This window comes from Robertkochia solimangrovi (assembly GCF_007279655.1).
GTDB lineage: Bacteria > Bacteroidota > Bacteroidia > Flavobacteriales > Flavobacteriaceae > Robertkochia > Robertkochia solimangrovi.
In genome coordinates, this window is sequence record NZ_QKWN01000002.1 from 102550 (window position 1) to 127455 (window position 24906).

Here is a 24906-nt window from a genome sequence, read left to right on the forward strand (position 1 = left end):
TTCCCCACTGTTGATTACCGTATCTAGCGTTAATTATTCCGTAACAAACTTTATTTTCAGGATCATCTTTTAAAAAATTCGAACGAAGTTACCGGATCGTTTTAAGGGTAAAGTGATTTTTATTCGTTTACCTAAGGAAGGCAAAAAGATCTCCTGTTACCCAGGCCATCTCAAACCTTTATTACAGTTATAAATTATTCAAATAGGAATATTACCCGGACTGAACTTATGGTCCGGGTAATTTGAAACAATCAACCTCATGAAAAACGGATTTAAGAACTTATTTATTGCCGCTGTTTGCGGAATGATGACCGGATGTGCCGGACCCAGGGAAAAGACACCGGAAAACACTTTTGTTTTGCGTGCTGAAATCAAAAACCTAAATGAGCCATATTTGGTCTATTACGAAAAGAATGATTTATATCCGGGTGGGTACAGAATGGATACCCTGAAAGTTATTGATGGAAAATTTGAGTTTAGGGATTCACTTGATGGCGTAAAGGATTACCGGATCTTTGTTAAGCAAGCTACAAAATATATAGATGAAAGAGCAAGTCTGCCTACTATCGTCAACCAGATCAGATTCCTCGGATATCCCGGTGCAGAGATCACAGTCAGGGGTGAAATATCTGATTTTGTCAATGCTTATCCCTCGGATGGAGGAATAAATGATACCTACGCTGATCTGAATCGAAAGATCTACCCGTTGTTGAATGAAGATGTAACAATGCGCATGGAACATTTTAAGTACAGCAGAGCAAATCCTGATATTGAAATTTCGTATGACTCAGTGGATAGAAGATCGGAAGCACTGAATTCTAAAGTTTTTGAAATAAAGAAGGCGTTTATCTCTGATAATCTGAATACCCCGGCAGCGGTTTACACGCTTCTGACTGCCTTTAACAGAAAGGAGTTTGATCTGGAGACCACAAAGGATTACTATACTTCTATGAACGAAGAAGAATTGAAGGATCTGAGTTTCTATAAGGAATTGGGAGGCAGACTTGATGCTATTGAATCTACTGCAGTGGGGAGTAAAGCGCCTTCTTTGATGACTAAAAATGTATTGGAAGGAGAGGGGTTCGATCTGGAAAGTTTAAAAGGAAATTATGTATTGATCGATTATTGGGGGACATGGTGTGGTCCTTGTATGGGAGAGATGCCTAAAATAAAAGAATATGTAGAAAAATATGCCGATAAGAATTTTGTCGTACTCGGTGTAGACTCAGGAGATACGGAAGAAAACTGGAGAAGTATGATCGAGTCCAGGCAGCTGAACTGGACACATATCAGGAGTACACCGGAGCATGACCTGTTGATTCCCTACAATGTTAACGCCTTCCCGACAAAATTTCTGATCGACCCGGAAGGTAAGATCCTATACAATTCTAAATCTGCTGACGGCAAAAAGGTCTTTGATGTCATAGACGAGATCTTCAAAGGTTAAGCTTCGAAACACAAATTTGTTTCAACTTCACATTTCATTTTGAAAGTTGCTTAGTAATTGGTTAATGGGAAAACCGGGTGAAATCCACCCGGTTTTTATAGTAGGGAATATTATGGATAAATAGTATTCCAATCACTTTTCATATCGATGATTATCCAACCGTATTTTTCTGCGTCATCCAGGGCTTGGTCCAATTCGCCAATATGTGATTCCCGGTCATATGCATATTCCCGTTCTCCGTCGGTATGATGAACGATGAGTCCGAATCTGGGATAACCGGTAGCCGTTGAGGTATATTGTAACATTTGGTAGTCACCATCCGAATTTCCGGCAGTAAATATGGGTCTTTTCCCGATATACTGATGGATGCCAACCGGTTTACCTTCTTTGTCGTCAATAAAGTTTAATTCGGGTTGTTTTATCAATACCGGGGTACCATCCTCTTTTACTTCATAAGTTACTTTCCCTGAACTACCTACTACCTGGTCCGGTGGAATACCATAGGCTTCCTCTGCCCAAACACGAATAAAATCAATTCCTCCTCCGGAAACTATAAAGGTCTTATATCCGTGATCCCGAAGATAATCCAGAAGTTCCAGCATCGGTTTAAAGATCATTTCATCATAATGTTTTCCTGTCTTGGGATGGGTAGCCGTAGCTATCCAGTCGGCAACTGTTTTATTGAATTCGTCAGTGGTCATTCCGGCATGTGTGGTACCCAGTATACTTAAGACACTTTTCATTCCTCCTGCTAAAACCGTTTCCATATCTCCTTCCATAATGGCTTTAAAAGGTTGTTCTGATTTCCATTCCGGGTGATCAGGAGCCATTGCCTTTATACGATCGATTGCAAAGATGAATTGAAAATACAAGGGTTGCTCCGTCCAAAGTGTTCCGTCATTGTCAAAGCAGGCAATTCTATCCTTTTCAGGTACGAAATCGGAACTTCCATTAGTTGTGGTTTTTGTCACAAAATCAATAATGGCAGATTTTGCAGCTCCCTCATTCCAGGAGGGTAGCGGATCAACCATTTCCTGACCCTGGGTTTCCTGTGCTATGGTATCAGTTTTCACCGACTCTTTACAACCTAATGTGAAAACAAGAAAAAGTGCTAAGATGAATTGTTTTAAAAACATATTTTTCAATTTATATATGATTTAATAATAGCTGGCCAAAACACAATGAGTTAGGTATCGGTATATTCAAGAGTGTATATAAAGCTTTGCGGCGATTTGTTTAAAGGAAAAATCTGAATTAAAGATATTAAAAAATAGAATGTAAAACATTGAAAAACAGAGTTAAACGATATTTGTTATAAAGGAGTTCCATGAGATTCACTTTTTATGAAGGCAGCATGGGATTCAGGAATTTGGACAATAGTATAGTAAAGAAAAAATCCTTTTCAATACTTCAGAAGTAGTGAAAAGGATCTTAAAAGTTGTCATATGGTTTCGATCAGCAACAACCGGATTCCGGAGAACAGCAGTCAGATTGCAGATCTGATAATTTGATCTTTGGTTTCACCGTTTTGGCTCCCGGTTTAGCGGCAAATACGGTAACACTGAATATTCCTGTTCCTCCGTTGTTAAATGCTTCGATCTCATCCTGAACTAAATATTTTGAGAGGATATCTTCAGGTATCGTAATCGGTTTTTCCTTTTGGAGGGTGACTTCTTTAAATCCTGCTTCACGAATATAACCCAGATAATCCTCTTTTTGAATGGCACCGGCTACGCACCCGGCGTACATTTCTGCATCCGCTTTCAATGATTCCGGTAATTCGCCCACCAGTACGATATCTGAGATACTGAAGTGCCCTCCGGGCTTAAGTACCCGGAATATCTCGCCGATTACCTTTTGCTTATCGGGTACCAGATTCAATACACAGTTACTAACGATAACATCTGCAGTATTGTCATTCACTGGCATATCATCGATATCTCCTTCTCGAAATTCCACGTTATTATATCCCAGTTGTTCTGCATTGGCACGCGCCTTTTGTATCATTGCAGGGGTGAAGTCAATTCCGATAACTTTACCGGTGATCCCGGTTTCATGTCTGGCAACAAAGCAATCATTTCCTGCTCCTGATCCAAGATCGATCACGGTATCTCCTTCCTTGATATGTGCGAATTGCACAGGTAATCCACAACCGAGTCCGAGATCCGCATCTTCCACATAACCTTCGGTCTGAGTATAATCATCCATCATGATATTATAGATCTTATTGGATGGGGTAGTTGCTCCACAGCAAGAAGCTGCATTGACGGCTTTATCCTGGGTAGCAATACTACTGTATCGCTCCTGAACCTCTTTTTTTATTTCTGCTTCGCTTTTCATTTTATTTTAGTGTAATTTGTTTAACTATGAACAACAGCTATTCGGGTCATTCTTTTGATATTGATCGAACAGACCTCCGATTTGTTGCTGTATTTCTTTCCATCGGCCAGGATTTATGCAGTAGTTGACCCGGGCACCATCAATGGTACCTTGAATTATACCGATCTCTTTCAGTTCACGCAAATGCTGACTGATCGTTGCCTGTGCTAATCCGAGTTCCTGTACAAGGTCTCCATTGATACAGGCATTGGTTTTTAACAGGTATTGAATGATCGCTACTCGTGCAGGGTGAGCCAAAGCTTTGGCAGCGGCTGCAATTTCGTTCTGGATATCTGTAAAAAGATCTGATTTTGTAACTCCCATATGCATATAAGTATATTGCAATATTACGATTAATATTTTTACTGATCTAATTTATATAGAAAAATTAAGGAAAACAATCCAGCTGAAAACATGACCTTTTTCTTTAATTACATTCATCTTGTGAGATGAAGATCCAGAGGAATCCGGGCGATTAAAAAATGGTTCTCAGCAAACCTCCTTCTGCATGTATCGCCGCACCATTGGTGGCTGAAGCGAGCGGACTAACCAAATAGGCGATGGTAGTAGCCACTTCTTCAGGCTCTGCAAAGCGCTGAATCAACGAAGTGGGTCTCATATGTTGAAAAAATTGTTCTTCCATTTGCTCAAAACTGATGTTTTCCTGGTTTGCAATATCCTTTACAAAATCCCCAACGCCTCTGGATCGGGTAGGGCCGGGTAACACAGAATTAACAGTAACATCTGTTCCTTTTGTTAATTCAGCCAGACCGCGGCTGATAGCAAGCTGGGCTGTTTTCGTCATTCCATAATGAATCATTTCGTCTGGGATAAAAATGGCAGATTCACTGGAAATAAATATAATACGACCCCAATTCTTTTTAAGCATTTTGGGTAAGAAATGCCTGGAAAGACGAACACCGCTCATTACATTTATATCGAAGAATCGATGCCAATCCTCATCGGCTATATCTTCAAAGGCTTTGGGCTCAAAAATCCCGACATTATTGATAAGGATATCTATTTCGGGTAATTCCTTCAGAAGATTTGTTATCTCATCGGGTTTCGAAAAGTCACAGGCGAAGCCTGAAATACCGGTATCGGGGAATTCCGCTGAGAGATCGGCGATCACCTCGTCTACCGCTTTTTTTGTGCGACCATTTACTATAACATCAGCTCCTTCGGAAGCCAGGATCTTGGCAGTTGCCAGTCCGATTCCGGCTGTTGAACCACTTATAAATGCTGTCTTATGTTTTAATTTCAGATCCATAATCTTTGTATTTATATATTCCTGGTATAAAATTAAACCGAATACGTCCAATTGTTTTGTACATATGTTGTTTATTTCGGTAGTGTTTAAGGAAATGAAGGAAATGACAAATAAAAAAAGCGGAAAATTATATTTTCCGCTTTTTGGCTAACTCAAAAATAGAACATGTAAGTATAAATGAAATCAATTCTATTTTTTGTTATCTGATAGTACGAAATACCAGATATGCTTGGTCATTCTATGGTTACATTGAATACAAAGGTTGCGGTTACAGTATTTCCGCTTTCATACTCGTAGACCAAAGCTTGTTTAAACGTGTAGGTAGTATCTTTTTCAGTCTGCCCCGGATATTGTCCGATGGTAAATGAAAATGATGACGCTGAGAATTCCGAAAACAAGACTGCATCCGATCCCCAGGAAGTTACATCTCCATTGGCATCGAACCAATGACCATAACCATTTGCTGTGGTCTCTTCATTAAGATTTCCGTCACTTTCAACGGCATAGAATGTAATGGTGTCATCCATTGCGGCAGTGATCTCACTGGGTTGTATTACGAATGCCTGCGCGAGTTGGCTTAAGGTATTACCTGACAGAGTTACGGTAGTACCGTTATAACTTTCCTCGCTGAAAGGAAAGCTAATATCGAAGGTAATGGAAGTATCCTCAGGAGTGGCATTTTCATCAAAATTCAGATTTCCCAATAGATCGGTGTTTTCAAATTTCACCTTATACGGCCATTGATCATCATTTGATTCATCATCATCCCATGGATGCGACTTATACGTATTTGGAGCACCGGTGACTACAAACCAGAGTTTATCACAACCTTCCGGTACCTTAAATTCAACCGTTTCGTTGAGTCCTTCATGCATATCCCCGTACACACGGGTACCGTCTGTTTTAAGCGCTACATAACCATATCTCCATCCGGCTCTACCCGGATTCGCAACAGTGTTAAATCCTTCGGCATTGGGCACTCCTGTAAACTCAGTACTTATAACAGTTTCTGCTTCAGGCACATTCAACGGAATTACATTATATCCGGTAGTCCCCGGGCAACTTTCATAACTAACCATATAACTCCCGTCTTCAAGTGTTGTATTTTTAAAGATCTGATCTCCCACATAATCTGCTCCATAGGTTCGTAATGCATCAAGGTCCCACGTTACGAACTTACTTGCTGCATCATAGATCTCGTCGTTGAATTCGGCTATTGAGATACCGGTAAGACGCATATAGGTCTGTATCGGATCTTCCGGTTCTTCAGCATTTCTCCATAGTTTTCCAATGATATCTATTCCATGTTTGTCTGCCCAGTAGTAATGAATGAAATAGCTGGCATATCGATACATCTCATGATGGATATGACGTTGATAGTTTTCAATGTAAACGGGAAAATCATAACTGGTGAAAATCTGCTCAGGATAACTTTGAAAAGACTGCCATTGGGCTGTTTGCTCCCAAAATGCATTCCCTCCATTTCCACCAAAACCATAGCGATATCCTGTAGTTCCTCCAAGGTCCGCATAGACCTGGTATTGGAAACTATGTCCGATTTCATGCGCTATTGTTGAACCTACCGGTTGGCAAGTATTCGGACTTACCCAAAGGGCACCGATCATATTGTCGTACCCGCTGCCTGTGGCAAGCCATTCATCCTGATAGTATATAAAGATCATCATCTTATAATCATCAAGCTTCGATTTACCTACTCCCGTTTCGGCGAATTTCAGCACTTCTATATTCATGGTATAGAACGCTTCTGCTTTTTCCAGAAGATCATCGATATCCACGCGGTATGCTTCGGGAACATCTGCTTCACCCGGTTCCATTTCTCCGTATTCCGTATCCCAGAAAACTATGAAATGTTCTGATTGTTTACTACGGCCATAGTACCATTGACTTGAACTCTTATAAAGATCCATGGTGCCGAATTCCTCCGGTACATAGATCTTACTGGCATCAATCGTTTCCGGATCCAATATAGTAACGGTGTCTGCTACTTCTTCCGATTGTTCCTCGTCGTTTCCATTATTTGTAGCTTCTGTAACCGGCACAAAATTGTCACTTTTACATCCGAAGGTGAGGAAGACCATTAATAGGAGGAGGAAGGGCAGAGCCTGATATTTCAAACTGTATTTATTATTAAAATTTAATTTCGAAAAAATCATAATAGATGTTATTCAGTAATGGTGAGGGATATATCGTAGGTTACCATCTTATCATCGATGGCAATCCCTACCGATACGGTATAGGATTCACCAACGACTGCGGCTTCCGGAAACTGTCCGATCTGAAAAACTCCATCTTCATAGTTTACAAAGAGGATTACTCCGTCATCACCCCAGCCACATATATCACCAGAGGTATTGAACCAATATCCTGCATCAGCGGTATATTCACTGCTGGTGGTGCCATCTGAGTTGATTCCGTAGAATATTTTGGCACTACTAAGGTCTTCCACAGAGACTCCCAGGTCTGCAGCCACAGCTTCAAAATCATATTCCAGAGGAGTCGTAATGTACTCGGAATCAGGAGTAGCTTCAACCGAAAGGGAATAGGTGTTAACGATTTCTAAATCTGCTTGTTCTTCAACATAGTATTCTCCACCGGTTAGATTGAAAACACAGGCAACTCTGTAATCATCTTTTTCAAATACCTGTATGATCCTGAATTGATCTCCGGTATTCAATCTCTTTGGATGTTGTCCGATAAAGAAAGTGAAAGTTTCCGGATCGAACTCCGAAAATACAGCATCTGTATCTCCCCAGGAGGTCACATCACCATTGGCATCGAACCAATGACCTAAACCATTTGCCGTAAAGCTGCTGGTATAGTCATATCCCGTTGAGACATTGATTGCGAAAAAGGTGATCTCATTACCGGTCTGACTGCCACTTTCAACAGTTCCAAGGGCAGTGGTAAGTTCTTCAAGGCTACTGTATCCGAATTCTTCCATGAAGGCATCGATATCGGTTTCCACTGTCACACCACGATAATTTACCGTGTCTACCGGAATGGTAATATTAAATTCGAATATCTCGTCTGCATCAACTCCGCTTCTGGCCCGTTGAAGTGAATCGATAAAATCAAGTTCTTCCTGTGTATATTCGTGTTTGGTGCTGGCGATATCATCTCCGTCACAAGAGGCGAAACCGATCAGGATAACAGCAGTAATCACAAGTGATTGAAATATATTTTTCATAGATATATATTTATTGTTAATGAACAGTTATATGGAACCCCCAACATCAATTTAGTTCCCTCATAAATATCAGTTACCGGGGGTCTCATATCGCTTTTCTTATTGTGTTATGTATTAATATCCTGGATTTTGTTCCATATTGATATTAGAATCGATGAAATCCTGGTAGATCGGGAAGATATTGTGCTCTTCTGCCAGTTGAGGATCTGAAATAGCATCTTTACAGAACCATGATTTACCGTTGTAAACATTCAATCCGGATCCGGTTTTAAAACGGATGAGATCTTGTCTGCGATGATGTTCTCCAACGAATTCCCATGCAAGATCATCGAGTAAACCTCCGAATGCAATATCATTTCCTCCCTCATAGGTAGCCACAAGAGCTGCAGGGTCATAATTGGTAGCACCTTCATTCGTGTATTCACGATGACCATAGTCATAAACACTTCCTCCTGTAAGGTCTGCAACACTACGGGTAGCATCTGAACTGCTTTCAAATGAACGCATTCTTACCTGAGAGATTAGGTCGGCTGCTTCCGCCTGATTTCTGCCGAGACGTAGCAGACATTCTGCTTTGATAAACATAGCATCTGCCAGACGAAAGAAAGGTACATCATCTCCATAGGTTCCGTCAACGCCTTCCACGATCTCATTTTTGATGAATCGATATCCCTCCAGCATATAGGCACCGGGATTGTCGATAGAGTGAACTCGTTTCGTATAAACAAGGTCAACATTACCCTGATCATCCGCATTGGTAGTGAGTTTTTCTCCGGTGCTGTAATGGTATTGTTGACCATTGGCCCAGGTATCATCGAGACGAAGGTCGTTTTGATGATAAGTGTCTATGAATTGAGGAATGGCAGCGCTTCCGTTCCAGGGTGTACCTGAATAGCCAAAAGCTTTCGCTCCTTCACCGATAAGGGCTTTATTAACCAGATAGTTGTGGGAAGCATACGTATAATCCAGTGGTATACCATAAATGATCTCCGGATTTGTACTCAGGTCTGCCAAAAAGTTGTCCTTATAATTGGCAGCTAGGGAATAACCACCATTGTCTATAATATCACTAACCTCGGTCAGGGCTAGTTCATAATATTCATTACTGCTACTATCCGGAAACCATGCATTATGATTGAGATACATTTTAGCAAGAATCATTTCGGCTACAAACTTATTAGGATGCCCATAAACCTTGTCTTCTCCAAGATCTTCTTTAACGGCTTGTAATTCACTTACGATGAAGTCAAATACTTCCTGAGGATCAGCCTGAGATGGGAGATATCCCGCTTCGACTTCCTGAGTTTTTTCCAAAGGAATATTACGGAAACAATCGAACAAAATATAGTAATAAAGGGCTCTCATTGTTCTTATCTTTGCACTCTGGAAAGGGTTTTCCTGAATTTGTTCGATATCCAGCAATTTGTTTGCGTAACCGATACCAGCATAGGAGTAGTTCCAGATGGTCCAGAAATGATCGATGTACGGGTTGAAATCATGTTTGTGCATCGAGATATAAAGATCACCCCATCCAACTCCCACACGAAGCGGAGTCATTAAAAGGTCTGATGATTCCTCCATAATATCGAAATAACCATTCCAACCCCAGTATACATACCGGAGTTCGTTGTAAACGTACCCGGTTAAACGGGAGATGTCCTGTTCACTGGTGAAATCGATATTATCTTCACTCAGCGTACTATATAGATTTTCTGAAAGATCGGTACAGGCACTCAGGGTAAAGAGAGATGCCGCGATCCATATAATTGAGATTCTTTTACCTAATTTCATGATGCTTTTATTTGAAAGTTATGTTTAGACCCAATGTCAGTGAACGTATCGTTGGATATTTATCTCTGAAATCATTACCCGCTGCAAAGAAATCGCTATTGGAAAGTTCTGGGTCAAGTCCTTTATAACCAGTGATGGTTAGGAAGTTTTGTGCAGAGCAGTAAAGTCTGATGTTCGAGACGTTATTAGACCATGCTTCCGGAAGGAAGTTATAACCCAGGGTTACGTTGTCCAGTTTTACGAAATCTCCATCTTCAAGATAGTAACTGTTGAACGACTGAGCCTGAGAATTTGATAGTGTGGAAATACCCCAAATTGGCTCCGCAGCAGATTTAAGTCGGTTATACTGGATCGAGTTATTCTCGTAATACATACGTTGCTCGTTCAGTATCTTAAATCCGAACTGGCCACTGATCTGCGTCGTAAGATCGAAATTCTTATAGGTGAAGGTGTTGTTCCAGCCAAGATACCATTTAGGGAATCCGTTACCCAGATACTGTCTGTATGCATCGGTGTTGAGACTGGTAGAATATTCAACGGCTTCTCCGGTCGTCGGGTCTTCGATCAACCAGATTCCATTTTCCGTTATGCCTATCGCTTTCAATCCCCAGTAATTTCCGATTGATCTTCCCACTTCAACGCGGTGTGTAGGAACTGAGATCGGATCTCCGGCATAGGCAACATTCAGATAATTCTCAGTTTCATAGAGGTCGTTTGACAGACTTAACAATTTGTTCTTGTTACGGGAAGCCGTAACAGTGGTATTCCATTGAAAAGCCTCCGAACTAATAGGCGTCGCATTCACCATGATCTCAATACCTCTGTTGGAGATCGAACCTACGTTTGCAAGTGTAGATCCATAGAGGTTCGGTGGTACGGGTACGTTATAGCTATAAAGTAGATCGTCGGTTTGCTTGTCATATAGATCGACTGATCCGCTTATACGGTTTTTGAAGAAGGAAAAATCAACCCCGATATTGTATTCTGAAGTTCTTTCCCATTTCAGATCTGGATTCGGATTTTGTGTAACCATTAATCCTGCTACCCATTCTCCATCTTCATTGAGAAAGTTTCCGTAGCTACTGTCGTAATTATAGGTGGTGAGTGACAAATAATTGGCATTCGGACGTTGTCCGGTTTCACCATAACCAACTCTCAGTTTAAGATTATCGATCCATGTTGCACTACTCATGAAGTTTTCATTGCTGATAGTCCATCCTGCAGAGATCGCCGGGAAAAGTCCCCATTTGTAATTATCTCCAAATTGAGAAGAACCTTCTCGTCTGATACTTGCTAACAGGTTGAAACGATTATCGAAACTATAGCTCATTCTTTCAAAAAACCCGATCAGTGTGGAATCGTATTTATAACTACCCATAGATGCTTGTCCTTCTTTTAATAAGGTACCCACATTGAGATTGTTATAGGTATAGGCATCGGTTGGGAAGTCGCGGTTTCCGGCACTGAAGCCTTCATCCAGAAAATAAGCATAACTGTATCCTGTGAGTACGCTGAAATTATGTTTTTCTGCTATGGAGAAATTATAGCTTGACGTGAGTTCCAGAAGGTCATTCTCCGATTTCCCATAACTTTTGGAAGCAGCACCGGAGAATCCTGTAGTGGTTGCCGAATAATGTTTAGAAGTTGTATACCCGGAGTATGTACTGTTGATCGTATTTCTTGAGATCAGCAGGTTAGTCTTCCAGTTTTTGATCGGTTCAAAAGTAAGGTTTCCGATCATATACGTACGGTCGGTTTCATTCTTACCGATGAGTTCATTAAGCATTGCAACCGGATTATAATACTGATATCGGCTGAATTCTTCATAATATTCACCGGTTTCTTCTTCATAGATAGGAGAAGTTGGGTTATGTATCACAGCCTGACGGTAAATATTAGTAAGTCCGCCATCACTGGCATTGTTAGCAGTACTTTGACGTTGCTCCTTCAGTATATTCAGATTTACTTTAAAAAGATCGTTTAGGAAATAATGCTCGAGATTAATCTGAGCACGTAACTGATCGTTGTCCGATTTTTTAATGGTTCCTTCTTCATATCGGTAGGAAAGTGCGCCTGAATACGTGGTTTTCTTATTACCACCACTGATGGTCAAAGCATGATTCTGGGTAAACCCTGTTCTTGTAACAGCTTTTAACCAGTCTGTATCCCATCCATCGTCACCAAAAGAAGTGAGTCCGCGACGAATATCAGAGGAATCCATGAAATCTGCCTCTTTGTAAAAATCAGAAGCGGCTACATATCCGCTATAGCTTACCGTTGTTGATTGTTCTCTTCTTCCTGATTTGGTGGTGATGATCACAACTCCATTGGCGCCTCTAGTACCATAGATCGCAGCAGCAGAGGCATCTTTTAAGACATCGATGGATTCGATATTTTCCGGTGCAACCATGGTTAGATCTCCCGGTACCCCATCGATAAGTATTAATGGACGTATGCTACCGTTTAATGTTGTCACACCACGAAGCATCATTGTCGAGGAAGCATTCGGGTCTCCGGAACTCTTAGTAACGACAAGACCGGCAACTTTACCCTTAACCAGTTCAGCTGCATCCTGTATTTTACCCGGCTGAAAGTCTTTAGCTTTAACCGTGGCTACTGCACTGGTCACATCCCCACGTTTCTGAGTACCGTATCCAATGACAACTACTTCCGAAAGTTGTTCCAGATTGTCTGAAAGCGTGACATCAAGATTGGTTTGACTTCCTACTGTTACTTCTTTAGCTTCAAATCCAATATAAGAGACTACCAAAACCGATTCCGGTCCTGGAACGGTAATCGAGAAGTTTCCGTCAAAATCGGTTGCGACTCCATTACTCGTGTTCTTTTCCATCACTGAAGCTCCGACGATAGGGATGCCCTGTGAATCTTTAACGGTTCCTGTAACCGTTTGCTGGGCCATAATTGCCCCGTAGGTTAATGCAAGGAAAAGGAATAAAACGGTACGCTTTTCAGACATACCATTGCTCCTTGCAGAGTAGAACATTTTTAACACATTCATAATTTTAGTTTTACAGTTGTTTAAATGTTTTTGATAGTTGAGCAGTTGAATTCCAGCACTTAAATTTTAAGTGTAGATTTCACATTTATAAAACTACTATTATGACTTTGAGTTGAAGTTCATATATTAACCAATACTAATACTATGTTAACCTTTATTTTTATGCATAATATATAAAGGTGTAAGTATAGTGTAGGGGTTTATTTTTAGTTTCTGAAATGATTATTTCTTCAATAAAGAAGGTGTTCAAATTCTATGAACACAACCCTTAAAAAAGATCCCATATAATACCCAAAAAATGAGGAAAATCCCTCAGATTCGAATGGGTTGCACGCCCTATTTTTATCATCAAAACTAAATATAATCTTATGAGAACTATTTTGCTGCTGACACTGGTTTTAGGTATAGGGCTGGTTTCCTGTAAACATTATGGTGAACCCCCGGAAATCAGTAAGTCGGTGATGGTTAAAGGAAATATTATGTTTACCGATCCACAGGATCAATTTGGAATTCATCTGACCCGATACGATCCGGATACCCAGGCGTTTGAAAAGCTTCAGCAGATCCAACCCGATCAGCAGGGTAATTATGAATTCCAAATAAAAACTGACACTGCTGATTTTTATGTGTTAAACGTTTATCAACAACAAACTGTAGAGTTTTATGCTGATGATGAAGATCTGATCATCAATTTCAGAGGGGTGGATACAGCAAAGATTAAAATTAAGAACCCGCCACATGTGCACATAGAAGGCGGAGACAAAAATAATGTATTGAATGCCATTCACTTTGCCAATTACCAGAACTATCAGCAGATGATAGCTATGGGACAGGAACAATATCGGGCATCACAGTCTGGATGTGAAGCCTGGGAAAAGCATACAGCGGATGGTTGGAATAATTTAGGTAATTTTTACGACCGGGAACTAAAGAACATAATTGATATGTTTATCGACCAACCTACTGTGGTTCGTGCAATAGGTAGTCTTTCCTGGAAACAACATCAGGATTATATGACTGAAAAATACGCAGCAGTGGCTGCTGCCTATCCGGATCTTGAATTCGTGCAAAAAGCAAACAATGAATTATTGACCAAAATTGATAATGCTTCCAGAACGGATAAAGGTAAAGTAGCACCCGACTTTACTTTTCCGGACATTCATGGAAAGGAAATTACTTTGTCTGAATTTCGTGGAAAATATGTGTTGATCGATTTTTGGGCTTCCTGGTGCGGACCATGCCGTCAGGAAGCACCTAACGTTCAGGAACAGTACAGATTATATAAAGAAAATGGATTTGAAGTTGTCAGTGTGTCTATCGATAAAAAAGAGGATGCATGGAGGGAAGCGGTGGCAGCAGATGGAATAGAAGGTACTGTATTACTGGCTCAGGATTCAAAACAATTAATGCGTGATTATACGTTTTCCGGAATACCATATATGGTGCTTTTAGATCCGGAAGGTAAGGTTTTGGCTAAAAATCTAAGAGGGGAGGAGTTGCAAAAAAAACTCAAGGAGATTTTCCAGAAGTAATTGGTGATGTCCCGACTTCAGAAATATCCAGGGTCATTAGCAGTGGTGATCAATAGCCGGCAATGACTGAGTATGCTACTTTGAATGTGATCTATACAAGTTTAATCGTTTTGTGTTCATTGATACCACCTCTTGAAATTAAAACTCAAAATTTCAATGAGGATCATAACTTAAATCGGTGATCAGATCCTTGAATTTCAGGGCTACATAGGTCAAGCTGTTGTAACCTGAAATATCCAGTTTTCTGGAAATATTTGTCCGATGATTTTCAATGGTTTTCGGACTCTTATTCAAAGTCCTGGAAATTTCTGAATTATTTAAATTCATGGTGAGTTGTTTCAGAACCTTTTTTTCAGTTCTGGTCAAACTATCGAGATTGTTCAGTAAATGAGAAACATATTCAATTTCCTCTTGGTTTTTTTCTAAAAAAGATTTGATGGAAGGATCTTCATAATAATTACCCCTGATCACTTCTTCCATACAGGTTTTATATTCCGGTAAGATACTGCAGGTACTTAGAAGTCCATGAGGCTTCAGTTTTCTTGCAGTAATCAATAGAGATACATTCTTGAAGTTAGTCAGCAAAATGATCTTCTTGTCAGGATATTCTGATTTAAGATTCAAAACAATTTGTTCGGTCTGGAATTCCAGCAACTCTAAATTCAGTAAAATCAGGCTTGCCTTATAAGCCTCTTGTAAAATAGATGTTTCATTGTGTACTTCTGCTACTATTTCTAAACCATCACATTCAGATAGCAGTGATCTAAGTCCAAGAAGCCTCAAATATTGGTCATCGGCAATTAATATCTGATTCGTATCCATCAATTTTGTTTAATTTATTATGTAAACCTTTATGATCCTTTAGCTGCCATTTACTTGGTGAGCATTTAATTACCTATCGATCATAAAGTTAACTAGTGATTATATAGGCATGTGTTTTATGATTAACGAATCATAAAATGAAATCCCTTAAACCTAGGTGTCAAAACTGCCTTTAATATGGTATGTGTTGTCGCATGGTTCGGTAAGTTTTTCTGAAAACAGGGTGATAGCAAGTGCGAATTATACAGGTTGAAGGATTGTTAAAAAGAATGTTAAACTATATCTTAAAATTCAAAGAATGTTTTCATACAGGAAAAGGTTAAAAATATTCCGCTATTTTTGATGACAATCAAGTAAACAACCGATGTTAAATGTTATTTCAGAATTTCGGTTTTCCGTAAATGATGGGTAACGATGAAAAAAATTACAATGAAAAAAACTATGAAATTTGCCCTGCTACTATTACTGACTCTTGGTAACGGTAGTATCTTACTCGCACAAGAAGTGGGTCCCGTTTTTAAGGATGGTGAGGCTCAGATTGTTGATGCATTCAATGACCCCGAAAAATGGATCCGTCATGATCTGTGGGTAGAAACCGAATTTGATACCGATGGTGATGGTAAAAAGGATAGGATGCATGTTGATGTTACCCGTCCGGAACAAACAGAAACTCAAGGTTTAAAATTACCTGTAGTTTATGAATCCAGTCCGTATTATGCGGGTGTTGGCGGTAACGATCCTGATTTATTCTGGGATGTTCGTCAGGAAGTGGGTGCTACACCAAAGCCGCACAGACATCCGGATGTAAAGCGAGTAGGAGAGCGTCCGGTTATTTCAAATTCTCAGATAAAGACCTGGGTTCCCCGAGGATATATCGTGGTGCATTCTTCCTCACCGGGTACCGGATTATCCGATGGTTCTCCTACGGTAGGAGGTGATAACGAATCACTGGCTCCCAAGGCTGTTATTGAATGGCTTTGCGGCAAAGCAAAAGGATACACTTCCAGAACAGGTAATGAAGAGGTGAAAGCATATTGGTCTACCGGCAAGGTAGGTATGACTGGTACTTCCTATAACGGTACACTGCCATTGGCAGCCGCAACGACCGGAGTTAAAGGTCTGGAAGCGATTATTCCGATAGCTCCCAATACATCTTATTATCACTATTATCGATCAAACGGACTTATTCGTTCTCCGGGTGGTTATTTGGGAGAAGATATTGATGTGCTTTATGATTTTATCCATAGTGGGGATGAATCAAAAAGAGCCTATAGTGATAAGATGATCCGTGATACGGAAATGAAGAATGGAATGGATCGTGTTACCGGCGATTATAATGATTTCTGGGCTGGACGGGATTATCTCAATGATATGAAACCAATGAAAGCTGCCTTACTCATGTCACATGGGTTTAACGATTGGAATGTAATGCCGGAACACAGTTATAGAATTTACAAAAAAGCAGAAGAAATGGGATTGCCGGTTCAGATCTATTACCATCAGAACGGTCATGGAGGACCACCACCGATGAAGATCATGAACCGTTGGTTTACACATTATCTTCACGGTATCGATAATGGAGTGGAGAACGATGCTAAAGCGTGGATCGTGAGAGAGCATGATGATCGTGAGAATCCTACAGCCTATGAAAATTATCCCAACCCTGATGCATCCGATGTTACGTATTATTTAGGTAAAGGAGCTCCGAAATTGGGATCACTTTCTACAACCAAACCTGCAAAACAGGGTACGGAAACTTTGATCGATAATTATTCTTTTGATGGTTCATCGTTAGCCAAAGCCGAAATCACCGATCATCGTTTGTTATATGTTACCTCCGAACTTTCTGAAGATATGCATATCTCCGGAGTTCCGAAAGTAACGATAAAGCTTGCCAGTAGTAAGCCGGCGGCAAATCTTTCGGTTTGGCTGGTGTCTTTGCCATGGACTGAAGGAAGAAGAACGGTCATCACCGATAATATCATAACCAGAGGTTGGGCAGATCCTCAAAATTATAAGTCACTTACAAAGAGTGAGCCTTTAAAACCGGGGAAATTCTATGAAGTAACCTTCGACCTGATGCCGGATGATCAGATTATAGCAAAAGGTCAGAAGATCGGACTCATGATCTTTTCTTCCGATAAAGAATTTACGTTACATCCCGAACCAGGAACCGAACTTACCATCGATCTTGATGGTACTTCGCTAACATTACCTGTAGTTCAGGGAAATAAGGAGCTTTAATAGTAAAACGGTAACAAGAAATTGAAAAACTGCCCTACGACTTTTGTCGTAGGGCAGTTTTTATATATCATCACGTTAGTCTATTAATCCTATAGAAATAACCGAAGTTTATCGGTTTGAAAACTACGACAGTTAGGTATAGGATAGTGCTAATGGCTTTTTTTTAGCCGTTTTTTACTTTTTTAAATGTACTTTATACATTAAAATTGCACTCGGTATTTCCCCGACATAAAAAATCTTTTTTATCGGTTTGATCCAAAATTCTCGTTTCTTCAGAGAAACGGGAGCTGAAATCAATTGTCCGGGATTAACATATTTAGCAGTACATGCGATCTAATCCGGTTTAGCGATCAAGAACCGGAACTTAGTGAAGTAAACATATCGCAAAGGTCGTTGTTTTCTGAACTGACATGAGGGGGAAAAAATTGTCAGGGAAGAGGCAGCGGCCGGTTTTAGCCGGATAACCATGGTTATCCGGTTTTTTTATGGGGTATTTTTATGAAATATAGTTTTAATGACCTGTAAAACAGGGAAATAACCCCTTTTTTTGCTTTTTGATAATAACTACTTTTGGATTGAGTTGAAGTAAGTTACGATTGCGAGCTCCCCATTTATAATTTTCATGTACTTGATGAAATCCGTGGTATTTAGTATTTCGGAATCCATAAACTTCTGAAGATGAAAATTAGATCTCTGATATTGATAATAGTTCTTATAGCGGTGTTCAGCCTGTTGTTCTCTTCCTGTTATACGGTGAGAGTAAGAAGCGTTTACGGTACTCCAGAGCCGGATCCTATTGGTGAACGGATGGATTATTATCGGGATATGAACGTACATGAAGTGGATACAACCATAACGATAAAGGCTACTGATAAAGATTTTACGTTGCTCATTAAGAATTGTAACAGACAAGGTATTCATACGCTGGAATACAGAAATACCTTTAGAGGAATACTTTTAAGTGCAGTAACCTTTGGTAAAAAACGGCAGGTGCGTGTGAAATATGTATGTATGGAAGAACAGAATTAACGAAAATGAAATGGCTATCACGACCACATTTGATAAAGAAACCTGGGATACCCTTCATAACAATGGGCCTTTTCCTCTAAAGAAACTTCATATAACCCAATTAGAAGGCTCGACGAATATGCCTTCAAAATTTGACCGATATAAGGATGCAGCTACCGAGGTTCAAAGGTTGATAGGCATAGCAGCCTCGCAAAATGAAGGTTTCAGGGCATATGGCGCTCGCTGGTCACTTTCCTATATAGCACATCAAAAGGAACATATGCACTATAATAGAAAGATGAATTTGCATATACCCGTTCTGCCTGAAAATATGGAAGCAGGTTCATTGTATAAAGCTGAAAATCTTTTCTTCTTCGAATGTGGAAATACGATAAAAAGAATATCGGAGGTTTTATTCTCTCACGGAAAGTCTCTAAAAACAAGTGGAGCAAGTAACGGGCAAACGATTGCCGGTTGTATTTCCACCGGAGTTCATGGCTCCGCTCTTGATGTGGGTGCGGTGCAGGATTATGTGGTAGGGATCAACCTGATCATCGGTGATCAACCCGGAGATATTGTTTATCTTGAAAGATCCAGCCGCCCTGCATTGAATAAGGGATTTGCAGATACCATCAACTCAAGAATTATCCGTGATGATGATTTGTTCAATGCGGCTTTGGTGGGTCTGGGGGCTTTTGGATTTATTCATGGGGTGGCGATTGAGGCCGAAAATCTGTTTCTTTTAAAAAGATATGTACGTAAAATCGATAAAAACATTGCGCTACAGCTGGCGGATACTATGGATTTTACCAATTCTTCCTTTAAAATTCCCGGAGAGACCAGTACAGTGGGTAAACCATTAATCCCTTATCATTATAAGGTCTTCATGAATCCTTATATTGATGACCAGCAATATGTAGTGGAACTGATGTATAAGAAACCGTATAGTACCGCTTATCCTGATCCTTTTCCCGTTATTGAAACATCGATCTACCGAGACCTTATTTATCTATTGGTGAGAATCTCTGAAAAATTCCCACAATCGATCCCATGGTTCATCAAAAAATTGGAAAAATCCATCTTACCGGATGTCGATGAAGAAACTTTAGGGACTCTTTATGAGACCTTTTGGGATGCGCCATATCAAGGTCCTGCCTTTGCTTGTTCCGTTGGCGTAGATCATAAAGATGCTTCGAAAGCCTATCAATTGCTGGAGGCGATGACCAGAAAAGAGGGGCCGATTCCGGGAATATTTGCCATGAGATTCGTGAAACAAACCGAAGCTACCCTTGGATTCACAAAGTTTCCGATCACCTGTATGCTGGAGATTGACGGGGTATTGTGGAAGAAATCGGAAAAACTATTGAGTCTCAGGGAATACGGCACTAAAATGATCGAAACCTTACAGGCGAATCATATACCCTTTACGATACACTGGGGAAAGAATTCCGATTGGGCATTTCCAGGCCTGGTGAATTATATGTTCGGTAACAAGGCAACCGAATGGAAGCAACAGCGAAATTCGTTGCTTTCTCCTAAAATGCAAAAAGTATTCTCCAATCAATTCCTGAAAGACCTGCAACTAACCACCTGAACACTTCTTTTCTGCTACGGTCAAATGATGACGCCGGGGTCCCTCAAAACCTGATGATACAATGTTGTTGATAATTGTAATTGTATTAGTATGGCATCTATTCAAACCATAATCGAAGCTATCAGACAACCGGTTACCGGTAATAAGCGCCTATGGAAGGTAATTACCCTGGCGCTCGTGGTCATAGGTATGTTAGGATTCTATTACTATAGCATCATCGAACAGAATGCTGAAAATCTCAAGAAATTTAAATTTCAGCAACTGGACACGTACTTTCAGATGGCCTCTATGAAAATTGAAAATGATATATTAATCCATAAGGCCCTTAATAAATCTCCGGAATCCAAATCTAAAGCACTTCTATCGCAAAATCAGTTTCAACAAATTCAATATGAAAAGTTACTGTTTTCAGCATTTTGGTATGAAGGCTATTCTGAAATGAAAAAAAATCTGGATTCAATTAAACAATATTTAGATACTAATAAAAAAGCCTATTTAAAAGATTTAGCAATCCAGCAGGGTAAGGAAGATACTTACATAAAAGAAGATTCACTTAAAAATTCCATGGTATTAAGTATCAAAAATAATCTCAAAGAATCAATGATAAATGATTATTTAAAAGATGAATTTGAAAAATATTGTATCACCTTAACTTTTGAAACTGATTCTTTGAATAAAATTAATAATGAAGCTTTTTTTAAGCCCTTTATTATAAGTGAAGGAATTCAGGGAGAAGAAATTACTTTAAGAAAAGAAAATGACAGTACTTTAAGTTCGAATTTAGGTATTGTACAACAATGGCCAGTTAAAGACCCGGTCTATCAGGTTTTTCAAAAAACATACCTGTTTGAATCTGAGTTGCAGAAAGACTTTCGGATCCACATTGAAGTTACGGCACTTATGCCCTATAAGAAATTTTTGGAGGCTAACCGAAAGCTAAGTCCATGGGTATTGATCTTTCTCTCTGCGTTACTCATTTTATGTTTGTTAGGGTTACCATATTTTAAACTTCGATACATCAGTGAAGATGAGCGTATCTTCAGTAAAGATGTGGTTGCGGCAGGTGCCACAACCATGGTAGGGGCGTTTATGTTGTTCATTATTACGATTACTTTATTGCGGTATCAATATGCCTATTATTACACGATACCTTCAAAATTAGGCGATCTTAATAATGAGATTCGTTATCGATTTAATCGCGAAAATGAGAATGTTATTAAAAAGCTATATGAGCTTAAATTACCCATCAATATTTTACGGTCAGACAGTTCAGATGTATTAGAGAACACCTTGTTTAATAAAATTGATTATCAAGGATTATACCTTCCCTTGCGACTCGATAGTTTAAAAGTTGGTTACAATATGAAGTATTTAACCATAATTGACGATAGTGCCTGGGTAAAAAAAAGCTATAATGTTCTTCGAAAACCAATGGCCAAGCCCTGGAAACTGAATAACCGTTCCTATTATCAGGATTTTGTATTATCCCCTAAGAAAAATGTATGGTTATTTAAGGATAAGTTACCTTATGTAATGCGCACGGTAGTCTCTATGCAGGATAACAGGGAAGAGGCTGTATACATCATTCAGGAAGAACCTGAATATTTTGAATTAATGCAATCTGAGCCAGTTTATCGTGTGGGAAGTATTCAGTTAGGATCCTTGCAAAATACCATTCTACCACAAGGTTACCAGTTCGCCGTGATCGATCCTACCGGTGAAGTTTGGTTTCATTCGGAAAAGAACCGGTCTACCCTGGAGAACTTTTATGACACCAGTCTGAAAAATGACAATCTTAAGGCTGCCATAAACTCAAGAATAGATACAAGAGGTCGGATCTATTACAGAAATGGAAATTATTTCTATCATGTTTCGCCAATAATGGGAACCAACCTCTCTCTGATCACTTTGTATGATCAGAATCTATTACGATTTCAACTTACCGAATCCCTGTCCTTTTCATTTCTGATGATCCTGGTTATATTTTTATTTATTGCGATACTTTCCATGATAACCGTTCGCAATAAGAAGCGTAAATTAAAACTGAGTAAATTCACCGACTTCAGGTTTGAATTCCTTGTACCGAAAAAACCTGAAGAGGAAGATTATAAAGAAGTAAGAGAATTCAGTAATCCGAAATATTTAAAACTCGCTTTTTTCTTCTTTATAATAAGCCTGATAATTCTGCTTCTTAATTTCATGGCTCATTTTGAATTTGATACTACAGTTATTTCAAGTGTTTTAATAATTACCTGGTCCTATATAATCGTATATCATAGTATGCAGCAACAATCCAAAGGAGACAACTTTGTGCATATTATTTTTTTTCTTGTTGTACTGTTTTTGAATGTTTTACTCTGTTCAACCATAGAAGGAGTTTTAGGTTATCTGGGCCTTATCCTGTTACAAATGGTCTTTGTTTTTTTTATTCTGGTCAATGGCTTTAATGAAGAATTGCCATCAGAATCAGAGGAAGGTCATAGGCTTCAGCATAAGAAATGGTATGAAAAAGTGATCGATCATGTATGTTCTAATTATACATTTCCAAGAGATTTCTGCAATCGATCTTGTGTTAAATTGATAAAAAGGTATGCAATTTCCTTACAGACAGCATACCAGCTTTTTCTGTTTTCATGGTTACTGATAGGAGTGATCGTACCTGCATTTGTCATTCATAGTAAGAATATGGAAACGAATAACAAAATCTGGATTAGGGCAAATCAATATTTCACTGCAGAAAACTATCTGGCCAAATATCAGGATTTTGCAACTAAGCTTCCTCAGAGAGTTTCAAATACTGACACCTATCAGAATGATTTGATTTTTTATAATGATTTCCGGGACTATCATATGCGAACCGGATTGTATCTGCCAGATAATTCAGAGATCATATATGACACGGTTATGGAGCGGCAGTATTTTACCAAGGAAATTATTCCTAACGTAAGCTCAGATGCAGGTATTACAGTTCATGACCTTTTCTGGCATTATAAACCCGTATTCAATAAGAAGGAATATCCTGTAAAACCCTTTGCGTATGAAACAGCGGGAGATTCTATCTGGTTTTCTACGGCAAAGGGGAATAAAAGCGAAGTATACGTAAGAGTGCTCGAGGGCAAAGTGTTTGCAACAGCGGCTGATACGCGGCCAGGAATTAATTCGGTGGTCTTTATACTTTGGGAACTATTCATATTTGGCATGATGATGCTTGGAATCTACAACCTCATTGGATTTTATGTGAACCGATTCTTTGGTATTCGTTTTATGTATCTGAAACCCGTCAGTATGATCCAGCATCTACCAGATTCATTGCAAAAGAAGCGCGGTGACCCTGCAGAGACTATGAACATAAAATCGAGAGAAAATGCCTTGGTATCTATCATCAAACAACCCTTTACCAAAAATGGAGGATCCATTATTGTAGGGCCTCCCTTTACCGATAAAAATGAAGTTGCGCGAAAAGTATTGGCAGCAACTGGTTCTAATCCGGGGATTTACTCCTTCCTCAACCTTTATAAGGTATCGAATGAAGATTTGAAAGTACGAGATATCGATTCACTACTGGATCGTATAAAAACAGCAGATTGCCCTAAATTGGAAAAATCACAGGTTCATTTTGACTCGTATATTCTTCAAAATCTGGAATATAATTCCTTTTCCTCGGAGATCAACCGGTTTAAACTCAAGGTTATTCTTCATCTTCTTTCTTTAAAAAGGAAGATCATAATTACCTCGGAGATGTATCCCAGTCAGCTTATGGATCTCTATGATGATGATGTGGTGGTAAAGGAAACCATTAAAAGCAATAACCTGTTTGACCAGGCGAGTGATTTCCAGACCTGGAGAAATATTTTAGGTGCCTTTCCACAGTTTATCGCAGGAATTACGGAAAATAAGGCAGCGGATTTTCTTCCTGTGGATGAGTTTAAAGCTATATCAGCTCTTAAATGGACTGAGCAGGGTCTGGATCTTAAGAATAAGCACTATGAAAGGGATATAAGTGAATGTCGCGAAACGATCAGAAAAGAACTGGATTATGGAAATTTTCTTCCGGGACTCACAATATCAGTATTTGAGAAGACTTTTTATGTCAAGTTCGGACGACTCTATTTGAACGAAGAACGTATGATCTTACATACACAGAATCTTGCTCATGGATATTATACAGATATATGGAATTCCTTACCAACACGGGAACGCTATATGTTGTATGATCTGGCAAAGGATAATTTCTTAAATACTAAGAACTCCCATTCTTTATTTTCCCTCATGAAAAAAGGGTTGATCGTCTGGAAGGATCGTCCGGTGATCTTTAACCGAAGCTTTAGAAATTTTGTAGCTACTTCGGTTTCGATCAATGAGGCGATGCGCTTACAATTTAAGAATAACAAGGGTAAAGACACCTGGAATACCATGCGCATAGTGATCTATCTGATCATCATTGCGGTCTCGGTGTTCATATTACTGGGAGAACCTGATCTGATCAAAGATTTTGAGGCCTTAATCGGTACTTTGGGAGGACTGGGAGTGATCATACCTTTTATAAGTTCGATGCTCTCCAGAGGGGGGCAACGAGCCTGAGTTGGTAGTAT

At 39.5% G+C, this 24906-nt stretch carries 15 protein-coding genes; 6 read left to right on the forward strand and 9 right to left on the reverse strand.

Annotated elements, in window-relative coordinates; all coding sequences use genetic code 11:
- Positions 1 to 259: 259 nt before the first annotated feature.
- Positions 260 to 1447 carry a TlpA disulfide reductase family protein gene (locus tag DMZ48_RS04510; protein WP_143953931.1) on the forward strand — a complete coding sequence of 396 codons (1188 nt, stop codon included), beginning with the start codon at positions 260 to 262 and terminating at the stop codon, positions 1445 to 1447.
- Between the two features lie 110 nt (positions 1448 to 1557).
- Here the strand turns inward: DMZ48_RS04510 and DMZ48_RS04515 are convergent, their stop codons facing one another.
- The 8 genes from DMZ48_RS04515 to DMZ48_RS04550 all read right to left on the reverse strand — a co-directional run bounded on the left by DMZ48_RS04515 (position 1558) and on the right by DMZ48_RS04550 (position 13114).
- Complete coding sequence (locus tag DMZ48_RS04515) at positions 1558 to 2583, reverse strand: HAD family hydrolase (RefSeq protein ID WP_143953932.1); 1026 nt, start codon at positions 2581 to 2583, stop codon at positions 1558 to 1560.
- A 319-nt stretch (positions 2584 to 2902) separates the two neighbouring features.
- Positions 2903 to 3787 (reverse strand): arsenite methyltransferase, encoded by an 885-nt coding sequence (locus DMZ48_RS04520; protein ID WP_143953933.1) that lies wholly within the window; start codon positions 3785 to 3787, stop codon positions 2903 to 2905.
- Positions 3788 to 3811: 24 nt separating this feature from the next.
- On the reverse strand, positions 3812 to 4150 hold the full coding sequence (locus DMZ48_RS04525) for an ArsR/SmtB family transcription factor (RefSeq protein WP_143953934.1): 339 nt from the start codon (positions 4148 to 4150) through the stop codon (positions 3812 to 3814).
- 151 nt (positions 4151 to 4301) lie between these two features.
- Entirely contained in the window at positions 4302 to 5096 is a 795-nt protein-coding gene (locus DMZ48_RS04530; protein WP_143953935.1) for an SDR family NAD(P)-dependent oxidoreductase, read from the reverse strand.
- A 233-nt stretch (positions 5097 to 5329) separates the two neighbouring features.
- A complete protein-coding gene (locus DMZ48_RS04535; protein ID WP_242009120.1) occupies positions 5330 to 7231 on the reverse strand; it encodes a DUF4859 domain-containing protein in 1902 nt (633 codons plus the stop codon).
- Positions 7232 to 7278: 47 nt separating this feature from the next.
- Complete coding sequence (locus DMZ48_RS04540; RefSeq protein WP_143953936.1) at positions 7279 to 8304, reverse strand: DUF4859 domain-containing protein; 1026 nt, start codon at positions 8302 to 8304, stop codon at positions 7279 to 7281.
- 114 nt (positions 8305 to 8418) lie between these two features.
- Complete coding sequence (locus tag DMZ48_RS04545) at positions 8419 to 10095, reverse strand: RagB/SusD family nutrient uptake outer membrane protein (RefSeq protein WP_143953937.1); 1677 nt, start codon at positions 10093 to 10095, stop codon at positions 8419 to 8421.
- Positions 10096 to 10102: 7 nt separating this feature from the next.
- Complete coding sequence (locus DMZ48_RS04550; RefSeq protein ID WP_143953938.1) at positions 10103 to 13114, reverse strand: SusC/RagA family TonB-linked outer membrane protein; 3012 nt, start codon at positions 13112 to 13114, stop codon at positions 10103 to 10105.
- A gap of 368 nt (positions 13115 to 13482) precedes the next feature.
- Here DMZ48_RS04550 and DMZ48_RS04555 point away from each other — a divergent pair, with 368 nt between their 5' ends.
- Positions 13483 to 14646, forward strand: coding sequence for a TlpA family protein disulfide reductase (locus DMZ48_RS04555; RefSeq protein WP_143953939.1), 1164 nt, complete (start codon positions 13483 to 13485; stop codon positions 14644 to 14646).
- Between the two features lie 153 nt (positions 14647 to 14799).
- Here DMZ48_RS04555 and DMZ48_RS04560 read toward each other — a convergent pair whose 3' ends face one another.
- Positions 14800 to 15468: a LuxR C-terminal-related transcriptional regulator gene (locus tag DMZ48_RS04560; protein ID WP_143953940.1), complete on the reverse strand. Its 669-nt coding sequence runs from the start codon at positions 15466 to 15468 to the stop codon at positions 14800 to 14802.
- Positions 15469 to 15897: 429 nt separating this feature from the next.
- Between DMZ48_RS04560 and DMZ48_RS04565 the strand changes: the two genes are divergently transcribed.
- From DMZ48_RS04565 to DMZ48_RS04580, 4 genes are all read left to right on the forward strand, one after another.
- Positions 15898 to 17712 (forward strand): Xaa-Pro dipeptidyl-peptidase, encoded by a 1815-nt coding sequence (locus tag DMZ48_RS04565; RefSeq protein ID WP_143953941.1) that lies wholly within the window; start codon positions 15898 to 15900, stop codon positions 17710 to 17712.
- Positions 17713 to 18390: 678 nt separating this feature from the next.
- Positions 18391 to 18741, forward strand: a complete 351-nt coding sequence (locus DMZ48_RS04570) for a hypothetical protein (protein ID WP_143953942.1) — start codon at positions 18391 to 18393, stop codon at positions 18739 to 18741.
- Complete coding sequence (locus tag DMZ48_RS04575) at positions 18716 to 20314, forward strand: FAD-linked oxidase (RefSeq protein ID WP_242009121.1); 1599 nt, start codon at positions 18716 to 18718, stop codon at positions 20312 to 20314. The genes DMZ48_RS04570 and DMZ48_RS04575 overlap by 26 nt, the downstream gene beginning before the upstream one ends.
- Positions 20315 to 20404: 90 nt before the next feature.
- The gene (locus DMZ48_RS04580; protein WP_143953943.1) at positions 20405 to 24895 is read left to right on the forward strand and encodes a hypothetical protein; all 4491 of its coding nucleotides are present in this window, start codon (positions 20405 to 20407) and stop codon (positions 24893 to 24895) included.
- The last annotated feature ends 11 nt before the right edge of the window (positions 24896 to 24906 follow it).

What these genes read in the sequence shown, in the direction of transcription:
- DMZ48_RS04570 (WP_143953942.1), top strand. Translation starts at nt 18,391, where the DNA reads ATGAAAATTAGATCTCTGATATTGATAATAGTTCTTATAGCGGTGTTC.
- DMZ48_RS04550 (WP_143953938.1), bottom strand. Translation starts at nt 13,114, where the DNA reads ATGAATGTGTTAAAAATGTTCTACTCTGCAAGGAGCAATGGTATGTCT.
- DMZ48_RS04545 (WP_143953937.1), bottom strand. Translation starts at nt 10,095, where the DNA reads ATGAAATTAGGTAAAAGAATCTCAATTATATGGATCGCGGCATCTCTC.
- DMZ48_RS04515 (WP_143953932.1), bottom strand. Translation starts at nt 2,583, where the DNA reads ATGTTTTTAAAACAATTCATCTTAGCACTTTTTCTTGTTTTCACATTA.
- DMZ48_RS04575 (WP_242009121.1), top strand. Translation starts at nt 18,716, where the DNA reads ATGTATGTATGGAAGAACAGAATTAACGAAAATGAAATGGCTATCACG.
- DMZ48_RS04525 (WP_143953934.1), bottom strand. Translation starts at nt 4,150, where the DNA reads ATGGGAGTTACAAAATCAGATCTTTTTACAGATATCCAGAACGAAATT.
- DMZ48_RS04510 (WP_143953931.1), top strand. Translation starts at nt 260, where the DNA reads ATGAAAAACGGATTTAAGAACTTATTTATTGCCGCTGTTTGCGGAATG.
- DMZ48_RS04565 (WP_143953941.1), top strand. Translation starts at nt 15,898, where the DNA reads ATGAAAAAAACTATGAAATTTGCCCTGCTACTATTACTGACTCTTGGT.
- DMZ48_RS04555 (WP_143953939.1), top strand. Translation starts at nt 13,483, where the DNA reads ATGAGAACTATTTTGCTGCTGACACTGGTTTTAGGTATAGGGCTGGTT.
- DMZ48_RS04580 (WP_143953943.1), top strand. Translation starts at nt 20,405, where the DNA reads ATGGCATCTATTCAAACCATAATCGAAGCTATCAGACAACCGGTTACC.
- DMZ48_RS04520 (WP_143953933.1), bottom strand. Translation starts at nt 3,787, where the DNA reads ATGAAAAGCGAAGCAGAAATAAAAAAAGAGGTTCAGGAGCGATACAGT.
- DMZ48_RS04540 (WP_143953936.1), bottom strand. Translation starts at nt 8,304, where the DNA reads ATGAAAAATATATTTCAATCACTTGTGATTACTGCTGTTATCCTGATC.
- DMZ48_RS04530 (WP_143953935.1), bottom strand. Translation starts at nt 5,096, where the DNA reads ATGGATCTGAAATTAAAACATAAGACAGCATTTATAAGTGGTTCAACA.
- DMZ48_RS04560 (WP_143953940.1), bottom strand. Translation starts at nt 15,468, where the DNA reads ATGGATACGAATCAGATATTAATTGCCGATGACCAATATTTGAGGCTT.